Below are 15,634 nucleotides of genomic sequence, written 5' to 3' on the forward strand. Positions count from 1 at the left end.
ATTGTTCCCCCTATCTCCTAATCCTCCCTTGGCTCCCCCCCCCCCCCCCCCCCCCCTCCCCCACCCCCCGCCCCACCCCCCCCCCCCCCCCCCCCCCCCCCCCCCCGTCCCGGTCAGGAGCGGGGCGAGACCTTGACGATGGCCTCGATCTCCACGAGCTGCTCGGGGACCGACAGCTCGGAGACGCCGACGATGGTGTCGGTCGTGCGGTGCTTGCCGACGTACTCCTTGTGCAGCCGGGCGGCCGTGTCGAAGTTCTGGCGCAGGTCCTTGGTGAAGATCTTGATGCTGATGATCTGGCTCCGCGGCACCTTGTAGTGCGCGAGGACCTTGTCCAGGTTGTCGAACGACGTGCGCACCTGCTTCTCGAAGTCGCCGGCACCCACGAAGTTGCCCGCCGCGTCGTGGGACACCTGACCCGAGATGTAGATCTCGTCCCCGGCTCTGATGCCCTGCGAGTAGCCGTAGGACTCCTCCCACGGCACTCCGAAGGTGAAGTGGTCCCAGCCGCGGCGTGCCTGGTCCTGCGCGCTGGCGCCCTGCGGTCCCGTGAAGGTGATCGTGGTGGCCACGACCGCGGCCACCATCGCGCCAATGCCGAACCTGCGCCTTGACTTGGTCATTCCTCGTGTCCTTTCGTCCCCAGTGGAGCCCGGAGCCCTGACGCTGTCAGAGCGGAAGGGAGAACACCTCGAACGGGAATCGAGTCGATGGTCCGGCGGATGACGCGGGTGGGCAGCCCGGCGGCCAGCAGGGCGCGGACGCGCCGCACCGTCTCCACCGTCCGGCCGTCGTACTCGCGATAGCCGTTGGCCCTGCGCTCCGAGGCGGCGGCGGGTGGCCGGATCCGGTGCCCGCGGCTGCCGGCGGCGGGGCGGGGCTGGCAGCATCTGCGGGTGCTCGGAAAACGTGGTGTTGTCCTGACCGTGGTGGCGGCCGCGTACGGCATGTCCTCCATGGGGGACCAGATGGCCATCCTCTCCCTGACCCTCCGGCTGCACGACCAGGGGCACTCGGGCGTCGCCGTCTCGGCCCTGGTCATCGCCGGGGTGCTGCCGCTGGTCGTGGTCGGGCCGCTGGCCGCCCCGCTGGTCGACCGGGTCGAGAGCGGCCGGCTGGTCGTCGTGGTGACGGTGCTGCAGGCCCTGGTGAGCGCGGGACTGGTGTTCGTGACCGGCCTGGCCGGCACGCTGGTGCTGCTGGTGCTGCTCGGGGCCGGACTGGCCCTGGCGTCGCCGGCGCTGCTGCTACTGGTCCCGCAGATCGTCGGCGCCGACGACACCGCCCGCGGCTACGCCCGGCTCGACGCCTTCCGGTCGGCCGGCAACGTGATCGGGCCGGCGCTGGCCGGTGTGCTGATCTCCGTGTTCGACGTACGGGTCGCCCTGCTGGCGAACACGGCCACCTTCGTCGCCATGGCCGTGGTGCTGTCCTGCCTGGGGGTCCGGCGCGAGCCCGTGGCGGGGGCGGGCGGGAGCTGGCCCGCGCAGGTCCGGGAGGGCGTGCGGGTCCTGGGCGAGGACCGGCTGCTGCGTACCGCGGTCCTCGCGCTGGCGTCGGCGATCGTGTTCACCGCCGTGCTGAGCGTGGCCCGGGTCTTCTTCATCCGGGACGATCTGGAGGTGTCGGGCACGGGATACGGCTTCCTGGTCAGCGCGCACACCGTCGGAATGCTCGCCTCCGCCACGCTGATCGCCCCGCGGGTCCCGTTGGAGTGGCAGCCGCGGGTGCTGCTCGGGGCCGGGGCGCTGATGGGGACCTCGCTCGCCGTCGGGGCCGCCGTTCCGGTCTTCGCCCTCGCGCTGGTCTCGTTCGTCCTGACCGGCGTCGCCAACTCCCTCCAGGGCCTGGCGATCCGCAACCTCATCCACGCCCGGGTCCCCGAGCGGGTACGCGGCCGGGCCTTCGCCACCTCGGGGGCGGCGCTGAACGGGGCCAACCTGGTGGGGACCGCGCTCGGCGGGCCGGCCACGGCGCTGCTCGGCGGGGCCGGGGCCCTGGAGCTGGCGGGGGCGGGGACGCTGCTGGTGACCCTGGCGGGCAGTCCGGTGCTCCTGCGCCACCGCGTCGGGGAGGATGCTCCGGAGCGGTCCCGGGCTCCGGAACGGGGGGCCGGTCCCGCGCAGGAGTAGGTCCGGATGCGGGTGGCCGGTTTGCGCTCCTGCGCGTTGACGGGCCGTCGAGGCGTCCCTAGCGTCGAAAACCGACCGGTATCGGTCGAGTACGTCGTGTCTGATGATCTCAGAGGGTGCCGGGCGGACCCCCGCACCCGTCAGAGGGGGAAACCCATGTCCAGCACGGTACTTCCCGGCAATCCCGTGATCCGAGAACTGGTGCTCCTGGGCGATTCGGCGCCCGGACGCCGGGGCGGGCGCACCATCGTCGCCCAGTCCCACTGCGAGATCGACCTCACCTCCGACGAGGCGCTGGAGCGCTGCGTCCGGGCGTTGCGCGCCTCCGACGAGCGCCTCGCCGAGCAGTCGGACGGCCCGTACGACTGGCAGCGCACCTGGGTGGAACGCAACGGCGAGGGCGGCGGCAAGGTCGTCTTCGACGTGGCCTGGTACGACGAGGACTTCTTCCGGCAGAAGAAGGACACCTTCCTCGCTGCCGGACACCTCGCGATGTACGCGAACATCGGCGCCGAGGACGGAGCGGTGCAGGTCACCCACTGGCACAAGGTCGACTGACGCACCGCCAGGCGAGGGGTGGGGGCCCGGCCCGGCCGCCGGGCCGGGTCTTCGCCCGCTACGGGGCTTCCGTCGCGGGATCCTCGTCCTGGCCGGTCGCCAGCGCGGCCGGCAGCGGCAGCCCGTACTTGTCGCACAGGAACCGGGTCTGGCAGTACCGCTGGGCGTCGGCGGCCACTCCCCCGAGGACCGCCGAGTTCATGCCGGCACCGATGAGGACGCCCACGAACGGGACGACCTTGGCGACGTTCTGGACCGGCACCCTCGCCCCGGCCGGGCCCAGTTGCCGCATCAGCTTCTCCAGGGCGGCCACGAGGCGGTGGTCGTGGCGGAGCTTCTCCGACCACTTCACCCGTCCCTTGAGCGCCTGCGCCGCCCGCGCGGTCTCGCTCAGCGGTTTGGCCTTGGCGGCCTGCGCCATGAAGGACCGGTGCACCAGGCGCTGGATGAAGGCCTGCTCGGCGGGGTCCTTGGCGTCGTAGCCGTAGGAATACGCGATGCGCGCGGCGATCGACGCGCTCAGGACCTGGATGACGAGGATGTCCGCCGTCATCGCGACGGGTATGCCGGCGACGGGGACCATGGCCAGCAGGCCCATGGCGCCGCCTTCGAACGCGCCGGCGGTGCGCCAGGCAAGGGTGTTGCGGGAGAGCAGCCGGTCGCAGGCCTTGAGGTCCTGTTGCCGCAGTTCGGTGAAGCTGTCGAGGTCGACGCCCCGTTTGCGGGCGAGGTCCTCCACGTTCTTCGGGTCGTTGAGCTCCATGGCCCAGTCGTTGACCAGTTCGACGAGCGACGCCGCGGCTCCGAGTACCGGGCGCATGGCCTTGTCGGCGACCGCGTCGCCCGCACGGCGGATCGGTTGCGTGACCGCCTCCGGCACGGCGTCGGCGACGCGTCTGGCTGCGTTCCCCGCGACCTCGCCGGTGCGGCCGAGGGCCGCGCTCGCCCAGTTCGGCAGACCCCGGCGGTTGTTGCGGCGCTGCCAGTGCTCGTTGAGCGCGTCCCACACCTGCGCCTCGTACTCGCTCATGGACATCGCACCGTCGACGAGTGGGGCGGTGTGACTGCTCATCGGTTCTCCGTTCCGGCCGTGATCGCTGGGTCCACCATGCCCTACCGGCCGCCGCGTTCTCCCGGGATCGGGCTTACGGGCCGTCAGGGACGGGCCGTTACGCCGATCGGGTAAGGGCGGGGCGGCGCGCGCGGTGGGCGGGCCGGGCGCGGGCAGAGGACGGGGTGGGAACCCACACACCTCGGAGGCGCTTCACATGTCCGTGCTCTTCTTCGACATCGGGGCCACGCTGGCGGACGCCCGGATGGAGCCCGACGGCTCGCTGACCCTGCGGCCGCGGCCCCGGGTGGCCGCCGTCCTCGATGCCCTCGCCGGCGTGCCCAAGGGCATCATCTCCAACCCCGGGCCGGGCGAAGGGGCGGCCGACCGGGCGGCGGCGGCCCTCGGAGCGGCGTTTCCCGGACGGTTCACGGACGCGGGTCTCGTGCACTGGGGCGTGAAGGACGGCCGCGGGATCTTCGACCGGGCGGTCGCGAGTGCCGACGGCGTACCGGCCGACGGCTGCGTGTTCGTCGGCGAGGACGCCCAGGAGCGGGCGTTCGCGCGGGAGGCGGGCATGCGTACGGCTCCGCATCCGGTGTTCGCGTCCGCCGCGATGGAGGGCCGTCCCGTGTTCTTCGCGCGGATCGGCCTGCCGGAGGGCCGGGGTCTGCCGGAGCTGGCCGCGGTGGCGGAGACGACCGAGGCCGTTCCCGTGCACGTGGCGTCGGAACGGCTCGTGCTCGTGATGGCGAGCGGACTCGGCGCCGAGGTGCTCGAACGCGCCGGCTTCCCGGTGGAGCTGCGGGAGCCGGTGGAGGACAGGTCGGCCTTCCTGATCCGCGACGAGGGCTCCGGCGGCTCGGCGGAGCAGGCTCCCGGGGTGGCGGCCGGGCGCGCCGAGGCCCTGTACGGGTTCATCGCCGAGGCCCTGGCCGCGGGCGGTGCCCCGCCGGCCGCTCTGCTCGGGCCGGCACCGGGGGGCGTGTACCTCGCCGTGCCCGCCGGTGCGCGGGTCGAGGAGGTGCACCGGCCGGGTGCCCGGCCGGGGGACACCGAGTGCCTGCTGCCGGACCCGGCGCTCCTGTCGCGGCCCGGGGAGCGGGCCGGGGAGCGGGCCGGGGGTCCGGGCCCCGGTGTGCGGGGTGCCGCGTCCGGCAGCGGGCTCCCGTCGGCGGAGGTGGTCGCCGCGGTGCGGGCGACGGTGACCGCCGAGTCCCTGCGGGGCCATGTGGCGCGCCTCTCCGGCGCCGAGCCGCTGGTGGCGGGCGAGCCGCTGACGGTCCGCAGCAGGGACGCGGCCGCGGAGGACAACGCGCTGGCCGTCGAGGCGCTGGCCGGCCGGTTCGAGGAGCTCGGGCTGCGGGTCCGGCGGCACCCGTTCCGGTGGCGGGGGCGGCAGCTCTTCAACGTGGAGGCCGAGCACCGGGTCGCCGGGTCGGATTCCGCCGTCCTCATCACGGCCCATCTGGATTCGACGGCGTCAGGTGGTGAGTTCACGGACGAGGACGGTGCGCCCCGGCCCTACGACCCGGCGGTGGACCCCGCGCCGGGGGCCGATGACGACGGGAGCGGGACGGCGGGGGTCCTGGCGGCGGCCGAGTGCCTGGCCTCCCTGCTCGCCGACGGCGGGCGGCCGGCCCGCAGCGTGCGCTTCGTGCTCTTCAACGCCGAGGAACAGGGCCTGGTGGGCAGCAAGTTCTACGCGCGGGCCGCCGCCGCGGAGGGCGACCGGATCGCCGGGGTCTTCCAGATGGACATGATCGCGGGACTCCAGCGGGGTGCCGAGCCCAGGGTCGAGATCCACGCGGGGTCCGCCGTGCCGGGTCCGGTCGTGGGGGCTTCCGACGCGCTCGGCGACCTGGTCGCCCGGACCCTGGCGGCCTTCGACCCCGCGGTGACGGTCCAGCAGCTCACGGGTCCCGGCGATCCGGCGGTGGGCCGCAGCGACCACGCGAGCTTCCACGAGCGGGGGTGGGCGGCCGTCGCCGTGTCCGAGGACCTCTTCTCCACCCCCGAGGGCGCGCCCGGCACGGGCACCCGGCAGTACCACACCCCGGGGGACACGCTCCTCGACGAGGACCACGACTCCGGTTTCGCCGCGACGATCGCCGGTTCGGTGACCGCCGCCGCGCTGGCGTTCGCGGGGCTCTAGGGGGTGTCCCCCTGGCAGGGGTCTTCGGGGTGGGGGCCGGTGGCGTACGGGTTGGGCTGGTCTTCCGCGAGGACGCCCACGAAGGGCTCGCCCTCCCCCGCGAAGGTGTACGCGCCGCCCTCGATCCGGTCGATCAGGCCGCGGGTCCACGCCGCTTCGCTGTCGGCCGAGTGGACCCACATGTTCATGATCTCGCCGATGTGCCCGAGCTGTCCGGGGCCGCCCTCCGGCGTGTAGTACTCCGTGACCGAGGCCCGCCACTGCCGGAGCCGCTCGGTCCGCTCCTTGAGGAGCGCGACGGCCTCGTCCCGGGGCAGGTCGACGATGAATCCGATGCCGGCCGAGAGGACGTCCATCTTCTGGTCGTAGGAGGTCAGCGCCTGGCGCAGCAGGGTGAGGTACTCCCGGGTACCCTGGTCGGTCATCTCGTACTCGACGCGGGGCGGGCCGCCCGCGGTGCTCGGCGCGACCTCGTGGGCCAGCAGGAGGCCTTCCTTGGCCATCTGCTTGAGGGCGTGGTAGATCGAGCCCGGCTTGGCGTTGGACCATTCGTGGGCGCCCCAGAATTCCAGGTCGTTGCGGACCTGGTAGCCGTGTGCCCGTCCGTGCTGGCGGACCGCGCCGAGGACCAGCAGGCGGATCGCTGACATGGGCGTCTCCCTTCAAGACAAGTTTGACTAGCTTATGGCTCCGCGAGCCGACCGTCGGGCACGAGGCCCTCTAATCAAGTTTGACCAATCCCGGTCGGGCGTCGTACGGTGAGGAGGTAGTCAAGTTTGATCAGTGAATCGGAGGGTGACTTGTCCGACCGCGATGCGGCGATCGTCATCGAAGGACTGCGCAAGAGGTACGGCGCCCGACAGGCCCTCGACGGCCTCGATCTCACGGTCCGCGCCGGGACCGTCCAGGGGGTGCTCGGCCCCAACGGCGCCGGCAAGACCACGGCCGTGCGCATCATGGCCACGCTGCTGCGCCCCGACGAGGGACGCGTCGAGGTGGCGGGGGCCGACGTACGGACGCGGGCGGACGAGGTGCGCTCGCGCATCGGGCTGCTCGGACAGAGCACGGCCGTGGACGAGGAGCTCAGCGGCCGCCAGAACCTGGAGATGTTCGGCCGGCTGCACCGTCTCGGCGCGCGGCGCGCCGGCGCCCGGGCCGACGAGCTCCTGGCCCGGTTCGGGCTCGCGGACACCGGCGGCAAGGCCGTCGGGCAGTACAGCGGCGGTATGCGGCGGCGGCTCGACCTGGCGGCGTCCCTGATCGCCCGGCCGGAGGTGCTCTTCCTGGACGAGCCCACGACCGGGCTCGACCCCCGCGGCCGTACGGAGGTGTGGAACGCGGTGCGTTCCCTGGTGGACGGCGGTACGACCGTCCTGCTGACCACGCAGTACCTGGAGGAGGCCGACCAGTTGGCCGACCGGATCGCGGTGGTCGACCACGGGAGGGTCATCGCCCAGGGCACGGCGGACGAGCTGAAGTCCGCGACCGGCGGCGACCGCATCGACGTGGTGCTGCACGACCCGGCCGAGCTGGCGCACGCGGCGGCGCTGCTGCCCGGCGACGCCGTGGTGGACGAGGACCGGCGGCTGGTCAGCGCCCCGGTCGCCGACCGGATGTCCGCCCTGACGCGGACCGTGCGGGCACTGGAGGAGGCCGGGATCGAGGCGCGGGACGTCGCGGTGCGCCGGCCGACGCTGGACGAGGTCTTCATCCACCTGACGAAGGGGGACGCCGCATGAGTACGACGCTCGACGTGGGCGCACGGGCACGGCTGGGCTGGGCCGCCGCCGACTCGTGGACGATGACCAGGCGCGAGCTGGCGCGCTGGGCGCGCCGGCCGGCTCCGGTGGTGGTCGGTCTGGTCTTCCCGGTGATGATGCTGCTGATGTTCGGCCACCTGATCGGCGGCGGCCGCGGGGTCGACGGGGACTTCAAGGCCTATCTGGTGCCGGGCATGCTCACGATGACCATGGCCTTCGGCCTGGAGGCGACGATGCTGTCGGTCACCCAGGACCTCGGCAAGGGGGTCGTCGACCGGTTCCGGTCGATGCCGATGAGCTCCGGCGCGGTCCTCGTCGGGCGGAGCGTCGCCGACATGCTGCAGTCGTCGGCCGGCCTGGCCGTGATGACCGGGGTCGGATACGCGATCGGCTGGCGGGCGCACAACGGAGTCCTCCCCTTCCTGGGGGCCGTGGGGCTGCTGTTGCTGTTCAGGTTCGCGATGCTGTGGGCCGGAATCCACCTGGCGCTGGTCGCGGGCAAGCCGGAACTGGTGCAGGCGGTACAGATCCTGGTCTGGCCCGTCGGCTTCCTCTCCAACGCCATCGCCTCGCCCGGGTCGATGCCCGCCTGGCTGGGCACGGCCGTGGAGTGGAACCCCCTGTCGGCGACGGCCACCGCGGTGCGCGGCCTCTTCGGCAACCCTGGCGGCGGCGACTCCTGGGCCGCGGCCCACGCGGGGCTGCTCGCGGTGGCCTGGCCGGCGGCACTGATCGCGGTGTTCTTCCCGCTGGCGGTCACGCGGTTCCGGAACCTCAGCCGCTAGTGCGCCCTGCTCTCACCGCCCGGCCACGACCGTCCGATGCTTCGATCACGTACCGAAGGAGTAACCGTGCCCCTGCCCGAACCCGTTCCCGGTGACGCCGCGACCGCGCTTCCGCCGCTCTCCGTCCAGGCCGAGCGCCTGATCGAGCTCGGGGTGCCGGCGATCGCCGGGATCCCCGCCGCCGAGCTGCGGGCCTTCGCGGATGCGGGCGGCGACGGGGTCCTGCTCGCCGTCCACCCGGACCGGGCCCCCGCCTCCGCCCTCGCACCGCTGCTCCGGCGGGAGGGGAAGTCCGGCTTCGTCGTCGCCGACATGCACGACGTCGACCGGTTCGCACCCCACCGGGTGGAGCTGCCCGACGCGCCCCTGTACCTCGTCGGCGGCCTCGACCGCGGTGACCGGATGGCCAACTGGAGCCCGGACGAGGCACTTCCCGTCCTCACCGGGGAGGGGCGCACCCCGCTCCTGCTGACCGAGGGCATCCACTGGGTCCTCCAGCAGCCCGCCGTGCTCGACCGCAACCACTGCTTCATGACGATCGGTTCGCGTCTGATCAAGGCCAACGGCACTCCGGACGCCCGGACTCCGGCGATCTGGATCAGCAACGGGACCGGACGGGACGGCCGCGAGCGGCGCAACGCGCCCAAGGTCGGCTGGTGTTGGTGGAACAACCGGCACACGTGGCTGGGGTTCGCCTCCGCGGCGGACCGCCGGGCGTAACCCGCCGGAAAATGCCGTGCGCCGCCCTCGGGCTTCGGTCCGGGCCGCAATCATGCTGCCCGGCACCGAAGTTGCGAACCCTCCCCCGTGGAGATCGCGGCCTTCGGGCGGCGCGTACAGCCATACGGAAGGCCCCTCGCGAAGGCGGGGGGCCGCCCCATTGGCGGCATGGGCAAGATCCTGCTGCACCAGCCTGCGGCTGTCAACAATAGTTTGCACATACCTCAACTCGCAGGTGTTTCGGGGATCTTGTCCCATGCCCGGCACCGGAACCGGCTGCCGGTGGGCCGCCGTCGGCGCGGGGGGCTTTAGACCCTTCCCTGCCAAGGAGAAAGCGGCGATGATCGTGGCACTCGCCATCCCGGCCGCCCCGCGCGCCGGTGCCGGCAGCCGATCGAGCCAGCAGGAAAGAGACCGATGAGCGGCACGGGGGACGAACGGACGTCGCTGATCTCGGCACGTCTCGACTTCCTGTTCGCGCACATCTTCCCGAGGGAAGGCGGTCCGCAGTCACAGGACGCCGTCAGCCTCGCCACAGGGGTTCCGGCCGGCCTCCTGCAGCGCCTCCGCGCGGGCGATCCCGTCACGGAGTGCGTGGACGACGACCCGTTCATCGCCAGGCTCGAACACCTGCTGAAGACCCGGATGACCGCCGAGGGCAAGCCGCACACGATCACGGACGTGGCGCGGGCCTGCGGGAAGTCGCGGACCTGGCTCTACAACCTGCTCGACGACAGGAGCAAGCCGAGCCTGGAGTCCACCAAACTGCTCTGCAAGATCTTCGGAGTGGACCCGTCCTTCTTCACGGACGGCCCCCTGGAGGCCCTGGCGCGGCACTTCGGCATCGAGGCGGGAGCACGGTTCTTCGTGCTCCCCGAGGACGACGACCTGGTGCGGGAGACGAAGAGCCAGGTGGAACTGGTCGCACTGCTGAGGGAAGTCGGTGCCCCGGCCGTCCTCAGCCGCTACCTCGGCAACCTGCCCCCGGGTACGCCCCGCGCCGGGGCCTGACCCGCCGGTCCGAGGGGCGCGGCCGGACCCGGACGCCGGCGTGGCGCGCCGCCGGAAGCCCCGGGCAGCCATTCGGGGCCCGCTCCTTTACGCTGCCGTGAGGTCACAGTGGGCGGTCCGCGGATGCGGCGCCGGTCCCGAGTGATGCGGCAGACCCGTGGACCGGACGAAGTGCGCGTCCCGCAGCGGGTCTTGTGGGAGGAGAGGCCGGCCGTGGCGGGAATCAGGGCAACCGTCGGGATCGTCGTGGAGACGGTCCGGGAGATCCGTACCCTGCGCAGGTTGCGCAACACCTTCTGCTCCCGGCTGGGGCTGCCCGCGCACCCGACCATCGACGAGGTCGTCTCGGCCGTGTCCGGCCACTGCGGGATGCCGATCCGGATCCTCCACCTGCCGTTGAAGTACCCGCTCACGGGAGGCCTCCTGCAGGGCCCGGGCGAGTTGATCGTCGTGGTCGACAAGGAATCGCCGAGCATCCTGCAGAACTTCGTGGTCGCCCACGAGCTGGCGCACGCCTTCCTCGGCCACGATCCGGAGACGGCGGGGCACGACCTCCAGGACGAGCTGCTCGCCAGCCTGGCCCCCGCGCTCAACCCCAAGGTGGCCCGCATGATGCTGGCCCGTACGTACTTCGACGGGGCCGAACCCGCCCATTCCCACGGCCAGAGTCCGCCCGAGCGGGAGGCCGAGACCCTGGGACGGCTCATCGTCAGCATGATCACCAATACCGGCGGCAACTCGGCGACATCGGCGAGCTCTGCCCTGCGCCACAGGGGGACCGGTGTCTGAAGACACTGCGAACGTCGTCTACCTCATCGTCGCCGCGATAGCGTCGTGCACCACCCTGGCGAAGTTCGTCGCCTGGCAGCGGGAACGCTCCCCCGCCCTGCGGCTGATCGCCGTGTGCTCCGCGGTCGGGGTGGGCGCGTTCGTGTTCGCCACGCCCGTGGTCTACCGCGGCGTCGCCGGGCTCACCGGCGCGCAGAACCTCGCCGAGCTGCTGGTCTTCTTCTGCATCCTCGCCTTCTTCGCGCACACGCACGTCATGTCGCTGGTGTGGCGGCCCCTCGCCGGGCCCGCCTCCGGGCGGAACGTGCTGGTGTTCCCGCTCTGCGTCTACGCCCTCGTCGGCGTGGCCATGACCGCCGGGTTCCTCGCCGGCGGGCTCGACGACGCGCCGCACCCGCTGGACTTCAACATCGCGTACGGCCGGGACCCCGGCGCCCTGGTGATGCTGGCCGCGTTCCAGCTGGGCCTCGGCTACGCGTCGGTCTCCACCGCCCTGCGCTTCCGCCGCAACGCCCTCCACGCCCAGGACGACCCCCGGCTGCGCCGGGCGCTGCAGCACATCGCCGTCGCCACCTGGTTCATCGCCGGATACGTGGCGTGCGTCGGGCCGGCCACCCTGGCCGGCGCCTTCGGCCTGCGCGCTCTGGAGCCCCTGCACAGCCTCGGGCCGGTCTCCGGCACCATCGGAGCGATCATCATCAACTGGGGTTTCTCGGGCGCCGCGATCGCCACCTGGCGCACCGACCGCCGGGACTACCTGGCGCTGGCCCCCCTGTGGCAGCTGACGCGCCGCCCCGACCCCAGGATCGCGCTGACCGAGCCCAACCAGGTCACGCAGCTCGGCCTCGTCTACGTCCGGGACTGGCACCTGGTGACGCGCATGGCCGACATCCTCAGCGGCATCCGCAGCCTGTACCCGTACTTCAGCGACGCCCCCGTCGACCGGATCCGCCGGGCAGCCCCGGGCGCCGGCTGGTCGCAGGACGAGGAGCACGCCGCCGCGGCCGCCGCGGTCCTGCTGCGTGCGGTGGCGCTCGCCGAGAGCGGGGCGGCCGTCGTCAGCGAGCGGGGCCGGCCGCTGCCGGGCGCCGGCCTGGAGCCGGCCGCTCAGCGCGCCCACCTGGTCCGCATGGCCCGCCACCTCGAACACCCCGACGTCCTGGCCGCGGCGGGGGTGGACACGGCCGGCCGGCTGGTCGCCGACTAGGGGCGCCGGGCCCCGGGGCGGGCGCCCCGGGGGGGGGCCGGCGCCTCAACGTCCCGGCTGTGCGGCCTGCGCGCGGAGCGCCGACGCGACGCGCCACCAGAACTCGGGGGTCCGCAGGGCGGCCGGCCGCCGCCGCATGTTGACGACGTCGAGGAACCGCTCGTTCACCCACGCGTCCGTCGTGGAGGCCCGGGCCATCCAGTCCGCCATCCTCCGGGCCATCCGGTAGCCGCGCGGATAGGGGCCCGTGACGTGCGGCTGCGCCAGGTCGGAGAGGGTCGATACCTCCCATGCCGCGTCCACGACGACCCTGACGTGGTGGAAGTAGGCATGGGCCGGCGCGTGGAGGTCCTCTCCTTTGCGCAGGTGGGCCGCCAGGCAGGACGCGTGCAGGAAGGCGCTGGTCATCCCCTGCCCGTACACGGGGTTGAAGGAGGCCACGGCGTCCCCCGCCACGAACAGGCCGCCCGGCAGGCGGTCCAGCGCCCACCAGTTGCGCCGCAGCGAGTGCGACATGCCGTACGTCTCGACGTCGCCGATCATCGCGCAGCGGTCGGCGACGACGCCGAACGGAGCGGCCTCCATCCCGCGCATGCGCCGCAGGAACTCCTCGGGGTCTCGGGAAGGGCGCCTCTCGGCGTAGGCGACGATGACCGCCATCCACTGGTCGCCCTCCACCGCCGCCATGGCTCCCGTGTCGGGCTGTTCGGCGGCGCCCGCGGCAGCGGCGGCGCCGGGCAGCTGGTGTGCCACGCTCACGCCGGGCAGTTCGCCGCCCCGGCGGAAGCGGGCGGTGGCGTAGCCCAGATCGATCCGCATGCGGTCGGCCGGGGGTTCCGGCCATCCCTCCGCCCCGAGCCAGGCCGTCAGCCTGCTCGACCGGCCCGTGGCGTCGACGACCGCGTCGGCGGGCACCACGGTCACGTCGGCCGGGCCGGCGGTGCGTACGCGGACGCCGGCCACCCGGCCGCCCCGGATGTCCAGGCCGCAGGCCTTGCCCACCATCACCGAGACCCCGTCGTCCAGGACGGTCCGGCGGCGGATGTGGTCTTCGAGGAGGGTGCGGCTGACACCGATCAGCTCGTTGCCGGGAACGCTGACCTTGCGGGTTCCGTTCTCGTAGAGCTGGATCTCGTCGCCCGATCCGAGGACCGCTCCGTCCGCCACCAGGTCCTTCGACAGGCCGGGGAACCAGCGTTCGGCCTGCGTCCGGCCCATGTCGAGCAGCGCGTGGAGCTGCCCGCCCTGCGGGACACCGCCCCGTGCGCCCGTCGTGGCGAGTCCGTCGGGCTCGACGACGGTGACCGCCAGGCCCTGGCCGCGCAGGGCTCGTGTCGCTGCGAGCCCCGCGATGCTTCCGCCCAGGACTACTACGTGTTGCACGTGCTCGTTCCCCCTCCTCCACCGGCCGGCCTCCCGTCCGGCGATCCGCGCGCTTGGACTCCGGCCCAATCTAAGGCCGTTCGGGTTGACGTCCAACGCGGAGGGGTGCGCCTGCGGGCGGCCGGTGGTGGCGGTGCGTCAGCTCCCGGAAGGGCCGGGCAGCCGGCGGAGTTCGAGGAGGGCCATCGCGATCTTCACACCGGTGGCGATCGTCAGGGCCTGGAGGAACGGCATGCCCGTGAGCCACAGGGCCACCATCATCACGGTCAGGACCAGGAACGCGGGAAGCAGGTTGGTCCGCGTGATGGCGGCCTTCAGGTGGCCGGCCGTGCCTTCCTTCTCCTCTTCCTCTTCGGCTTGCGGCATCGCCCGCTCTCCTTCCCTCGTGCGGCTCTCCCGCCACGAGCCTCCGGCGCGTCCGGCCCCCTTGCCACTGCTGCCGCCCGCCCCGCCGCCATCCGGCGTACAGGTTCACCGCGACGGCGGTCCGTGCCGGGCGTGGGCGATCATGACGGGATGGACACTCGTTTCCTCGGTATCCCCCAGCTGGCCGAAACGCCGTCCGCGGCGGTGGTGGTCGACGTCATGCGTGCCTACACCGTGGCCGCCTGGGCCTTCGCCCGGGGCGCGGAGAAGATCGTTCTCGCCGAGTCGCTGGACGAGGTCCTGGCGCTGAAGGCCCGCCGCCCTGACTGGGTGGCGCTCAAGGACGGCCCGTCGGCCCCCGGGTTCGACGCCGTCAACTCGCCGGCGCTGCTCCGGTCCGCCGACCTCCGTGGGCGGACCGTCGTGCAGAAGACCACGGCGGGTACCGTCGGCGCCCTCGCGGTCAAGGACGCGTCGCTGGTGCTGTGCGCCGGCTTCGTGGTGGCGGAGGCGACGGCGCGGCTCCTGCGGGCGCGCGGGTGCGGCAGCGTCACGTTCGTGGTGACCGGCGAGGACGGGCGCGCCGACGAGGACCTGGCCTGCGCCCAGTACATCGCCCGGCGGGCCACGGGGGCCGCGACGGACGCGGCGGACTTCCTCCGCCGCGCCGCCGCCTCACGCGCGGCCGCCGAACTGGCGGAGGGCGTACGGGAGGGGTCCCACCCCGATGACGTCGCGCTCTGCCTGGAACTCGACCGGTTCCCCTTCGCCATGGTGGCCGCGCTGGAGGACTCGCACATGGTCCTGCGCCCGTTCGACGGGTCCTCGGCTGCCGAGGGCGTTCCGGCCGGCCCCTCCTCCCGGTAGGGGCGGACCGGGGGTCGGCGGCGTCAAGATCGACATCACGCCGGTCAGCGTCCGAGGGTGTTCATCAGGATGATGGCGACGAGGTCCAGCAGGATGACGGTGATCACGCCGCCGATCATGATCCAGGCCCTGCGCGATTCGTCCACGTCCGCCACCTCCCGGCTCCGCCGCTACCCGCCATGGTGGCGCGGTTCCGCGCAGGGCACATCTCGGGCGGGCGGAGCCGGAGCCGGTCAGGCCGGCCGGTCAGGCGGGCCGGTCAGGCGGGCCGGTTCAGGCCCCAGGTCTGCAGGACGAACGGGCGGCCCTTCTCCTCTCCCGTGATCAGCGGGACGTCGAGCAGGGCGAAGCCCGCCTTCCGCGCCACGGCGACGCTGGCGTCGTTCTCGGCCTCCAGTTCCAGGATCACCTGCTCCGCGCCCATCTGCTCGAACGCGTAGGCGGCCATCACCCGCACCGCCCGGGCAGCCAGCCCCTGGCCGCGGTGCGCCGGGCCGACCGCGTAGCCGATCTCCATGCCCTCGGGCGCGCGGCGCAGCATGATCTCGCCGAGCGGTGCACCGCCGTCGACGGTGATGGCGAGCAGGATGGTCTTGCCCTCCTCGCGCAGCTGCCGGTCCCGGGCCAGCCGGGTGTGGGCGGCCGCCTCGTCGAAGGGGGACACGATCGGCGTCCAGTACGCGATGTCGGGGTGGTCGAACAGCTCCGGCATCGCGGCGAGGTCGGCCTCCGTCCAGTCGCGCAGGACGAGCCCCTCCCCGGAAAGCCGGATCCGCTCGGGCAAGGACGAGGACGAGGACGTGGCACTGCTCATGGTGTGGGACCTCCCGGGACCTGGTCAGGACGAGGC

17 protein-coding genes are annotated in these 15,634 nt (G+C 73.1%); 10 read left to right on the forward strand and 7 right to left on the reverse strand.

What is annotated here, in order from left to right; all coding sequences use genetic code 11:
- Positions 1 to 113 precede the first annotated feature (113 nt).
- Both AC07A6_RS29990 and AC07A6_RS29995 read right to left on the reverse strand, forming a co-directional pair.
- On the reverse strand, positions 114 to 623 hold the full coding sequence (locus tag AC07A6_RS29990) for a RidA family protein (RefSeq protein ID WP_362473595.1): 510 nt from the start codon (positions 621 to 623) through the stop codon (positions 114 to 116).
- Positions 620 to 976, reverse strand: coding sequence for a MerR family transcriptional regulator (locus tag AC07A6_RS29995; RefSeq protein WP_478779223.1), 357 nt, complete (start codon positions 974 to 976; stop codon positions 620 to 622). The genes AC07A6_RS29990 and AC07A6_RS29995 overlap by 4 nt, the downstream gene beginning before the upstream one ends.
- Between AC07A6_RS29995 and AC07A6_RS30000 the strand changes: the two genes are divergently transcribed.
- Together AC07A6_RS30000 and AC07A6_RS30005 are read left to right on the forward strand one after the other, a co-directional pair.
- Entirely contained in the window at positions 897 to 2,132 is a 1,236-nt protein-coding gene (locus tag AC07A6_RS30000) for an MFS transporter (RefSeq protein WP_478779224.1), read from the forward strand. The two genes, AC07A6_RS29995 and AC07A6_RS30000, sit on opposite strands and share 80 nt — an antisense overlap.
- Positions 2,133 to 2,288: 156 nt before the next feature.
- On the forward strand, positions 2,289 to 2,690 hold the full coding sequence (locus AC07A6_RS30005) for a hypothetical protein (RefSeq protein ID WP_362473604.1): 402 nt from the start codon (positions 2,289 to 2,291) through the stop codon (positions 2,688 to 2,690).
- Positions 2,691 to 2,748: 58 nt separating this feature from the next.
- Here AC07A6_RS30005 and AC07A6_RS30010 read toward each other — a convergent pair whose 3' ends face one another.
- Positions 2,749 to 3,762 (reverse strand): EcsC family protein, encoded by a 1,014-nt coding sequence (locus AC07A6_RS30010; protein ID WP_362473607.1) that lies wholly within the window; start codon positions 3,760 to 3,762, stop codon positions 2,749 to 2,751.
- Positions 3,763 to 3,958: 196 nt separating this feature from the next.
- On the opposite strand from AC07A6_RS30010, the gene AC07A6_RS30015 reads away from it, so the two are divergent.
- A complete protein-coding gene (locus AC07A6_RS30015; RefSeq protein WP_478779225.1) occupies positions 3,959 to 5,896 on the forward strand; it encodes a M28 family metallopeptidase in 1,938 nt (645 codons plus the stop codon).
- On the opposite strand, the gene AC07A6_RS30020 is transcribed toward AC07A6_RS30015, so the two are convergent.
- A complete protein-coding gene (locus AC07A6_RS30020; protein WP_478779226.1) occupies positions 5,893 to 6,546 on the reverse strand; it encodes a PadR family transcriptional regulator in 654 nt (217 codons plus the stop codon). The two genes, AC07A6_RS30015 and AC07A6_RS30020, sit on opposite strands and share 4 nt — an antisense overlap.
- A 150-nt stretch (positions 6,547 to 6,696) precedes the next feature.
- On the opposite strand from AC07A6_RS30020, the gene AC07A6_RS30025 reads away from it, so the two are divergent.
- The 6 genes from AC07A6_RS30025 (at position 6,697) to AC07A6_RS30050 (ending at position 12,168) form a co-directional block, all read left to right on the forward strand.
- Positions 6,697 to 7,635 (forward strand): ATP-binding cassette domain-containing protein, encoded by a 939-nt coding sequence (locus tag AC07A6_RS30025; RefSeq protein ID WP_478779227.1) that lies wholly within the window; start codon positions 6,697 to 6,699, stop codon positions 7,633 to 7,635.
- Entirely contained in the window at positions 7,632 to 8,441 is an 810-nt protein-coding gene (locus AC07A6_RS30030; RefSeq protein ID WP_478779228.1) for an ABC transporter permease, read from the forward strand. The genes AC07A6_RS30025 and AC07A6_RS30030 overlap by 4 nt, the downstream gene beginning before the upstream one ends.
- A gap of 72 nt (positions 8,442 to 8,513) precedes the next feature.
- Positions 8,514 to 9,161: a DUF5701 family protein gene (locus AC07A6_RS30035; protein WP_386274621.1), complete on the forward strand. Its 648-nt coding sequence runs from the start codon at positions 8,514 to 8,516 to the stop codon at positions 9,159 to 9,161.
- Between the two features lie 417 nt (positions 9,162 to 9,578).
- On the forward strand, positions 9,579 to 10,172 hold the full coding sequence (locus tag AC07A6_RS30040; protein ID WP_478779229.1) for a helix-turn-helix domain-containing protein: 594 nt from the start codon (positions 9,579 to 9,581) through the stop codon (positions 10,170 to 10,172).
- Between the two features lie 213 nt (positions 10,173 to 10,385).
- Positions 10,386 to 10,961, forward strand: a complete 576-nt coding sequence (locus tag AC07A6_RS30045) for an ImmA/IrrE family metallo-endopeptidase (RefSeq protein WP_478779230.1) — start codon at positions 10,386 to 10,388, stop codon at positions 10,959 to 10,961.
- Complete coding sequence (locus AC07A6_RS30050; protein ID WP_362473629.1) at positions 10,954 to 12,168, forward strand: DUF6545 domain-containing protein; 1,215 nt, start codon at positions 10,954 to 10,956, stop codon at positions 12,166 to 12,168. The genes AC07A6_RS30045 and AC07A6_RS30050 overlap by 8 nt, the downstream gene beginning before the upstream one ends.
- Before the next feature lie 45 nt (positions 12,169 to 12,213).
- On the opposite strand, the gene AC07A6_RS30055 is transcribed toward AC07A6_RS30050, so the two are convergent.
- Together AC07A6_RS30055 and AC07A6_RS30060 are read right to left on the reverse strand one after the other, a co-directional pair.
- Positions 12,214 to 13,551 carry an FAD-dependent oxidoreductase gene (locus AC07A6_RS30055; RefSeq protein WP_478779231.1) on the reverse strand — a complete coding sequence of 446 codons (1,338 nt, stop codon included), beginning with the start codon at positions 13,549 to 13,551 and terminating at the stop codon, positions 12,214 to 12,216.
- 138 nt (positions 13,552 to 13,689) lie between these two features.
- On the reverse strand, positions 13,690 to 13,917 hold the full coding sequence (locus tag AC07A6_RS30060; RefSeq protein WP_362470945.1) for a hypothetical protein: 228 nt from the start codon (positions 13,915 to 13,917) through the stop codon (positions 13,690 to 13,692).
- A gap of 150 nt (positions 13,918 to 14,067) precedes the next feature.
- On the opposite strand from AC07A6_RS30060, the gene AC07A6_RS30065 reads away from it, so the two are divergent.
- Positions 14,068 to 14,784, forward strand: a complete 717-nt coding sequence (locus tag AC07A6_RS30065) for a 2-phosphosulfolactate phosphatase (protein ID WP_478779232.1) — start codon at positions 14,068 to 14,070, stop codon at positions 14,782 to 14,784.
- A 259-nt stretch (positions 14,785 to 15,043) separates the two neighbouring features.
- Here AC07A6_RS30065 and AC07A6_RS30070 read toward each other — a convergent pair whose 3' ends face one another.
- The gene (locus AC07A6_RS30070; protein ID WP_362470939.1) at positions 15,044 to 15,598 is read right to left on the reverse strand and encodes a GNAT family N-acetyltransferase; all 555 of its coding nucleotides are present in this window, start codon (positions 15,596 to 15,598) and stop codon (positions 15,044 to 15,046) included.
- Positions 15,599 to 15,634 lie beyond the last annotated feature (36 nt).

This window comes from Streptomyces sp. NPDC044002 (assembly GCF_056434525.1).

Coding starts and splice junctions, on each gene's coding strand:
- AC07A6_RS29990 (WP_362473595.1), bottom strand. CDS start 623: ATGACCAAGTCAAGGCGCAGGTTCGGCATTGGCGCGATGGTGGCCGCG.
- AC07A6_RS29995 (WP_478779223.1), bottom strand. CDS start 976: ATGGCCATCTGGTCCCCCATGGAGGACATGCCGTACGCGGCCGCCACC.
- AC07A6_RS30005 (WP_362473604.1), top strand. CDS start 2,289: ATGTCCAGCACGGTACTTCCCGGCAATCCCGTGATCCGAGAACTGGTG.
- AC07A6_RS30010 (WP_362473607.1), bottom strand. CDS start 3,762: ATGAGCAGTCACACCGCCCCACTCGTCGACGGTGCGATGTCCATGAGC.
- AC07A6_RS30015 (WP_478779225.1), top strand. CDS start 3,959: ATGTCCGTGCTCTTCTTCGACATCGGGGCCACGCTGGCGGACGCCCGG.
- AC07A6_RS30020 (WP_478779226.1), bottom strand. CDS start 6,546: ATGTCAGCGATCCGCCTGCTGGTCCTCGGCGCGGTCCGCCAGCACGGA.
- AC07A6_RS30030 (WP_478779228.1), top strand. CDS start 7,632: ATGAGTACGACGCTCGACGTGGGCGCACGGGCACGGCTGGGCTGGGCC.
- AC07A6_RS30040 (WP_478779229.1), top strand. CDS start 9,579: ATGAGCGGCACGGGGGACGAACGGACGTCGCTGATCTCGGCACGTCTC.
- AC07A6_RS30060 (WP_362470945.1), bottom strand. CDS start 13,917: ATGCCGCAAGCCGAAGAGGAAGAGGAGAAGGAAGGCACGGCCGGCCAC.
- AC07A6_RS30065 (WP_478779232.1), top strand. CDS start 14,068: ATGGACACTCGTTTCCTCGGTATCCCCCAGCTGGCCGAAACGCCGTCC.
- AC07A6_RS30070 (WP_362470939.1), bottom strand. CDS start 15,598: ATGAGCAGTGCCACGTCCTCGTCCTCGTCCTTGCCCGAGCGGATCCGG.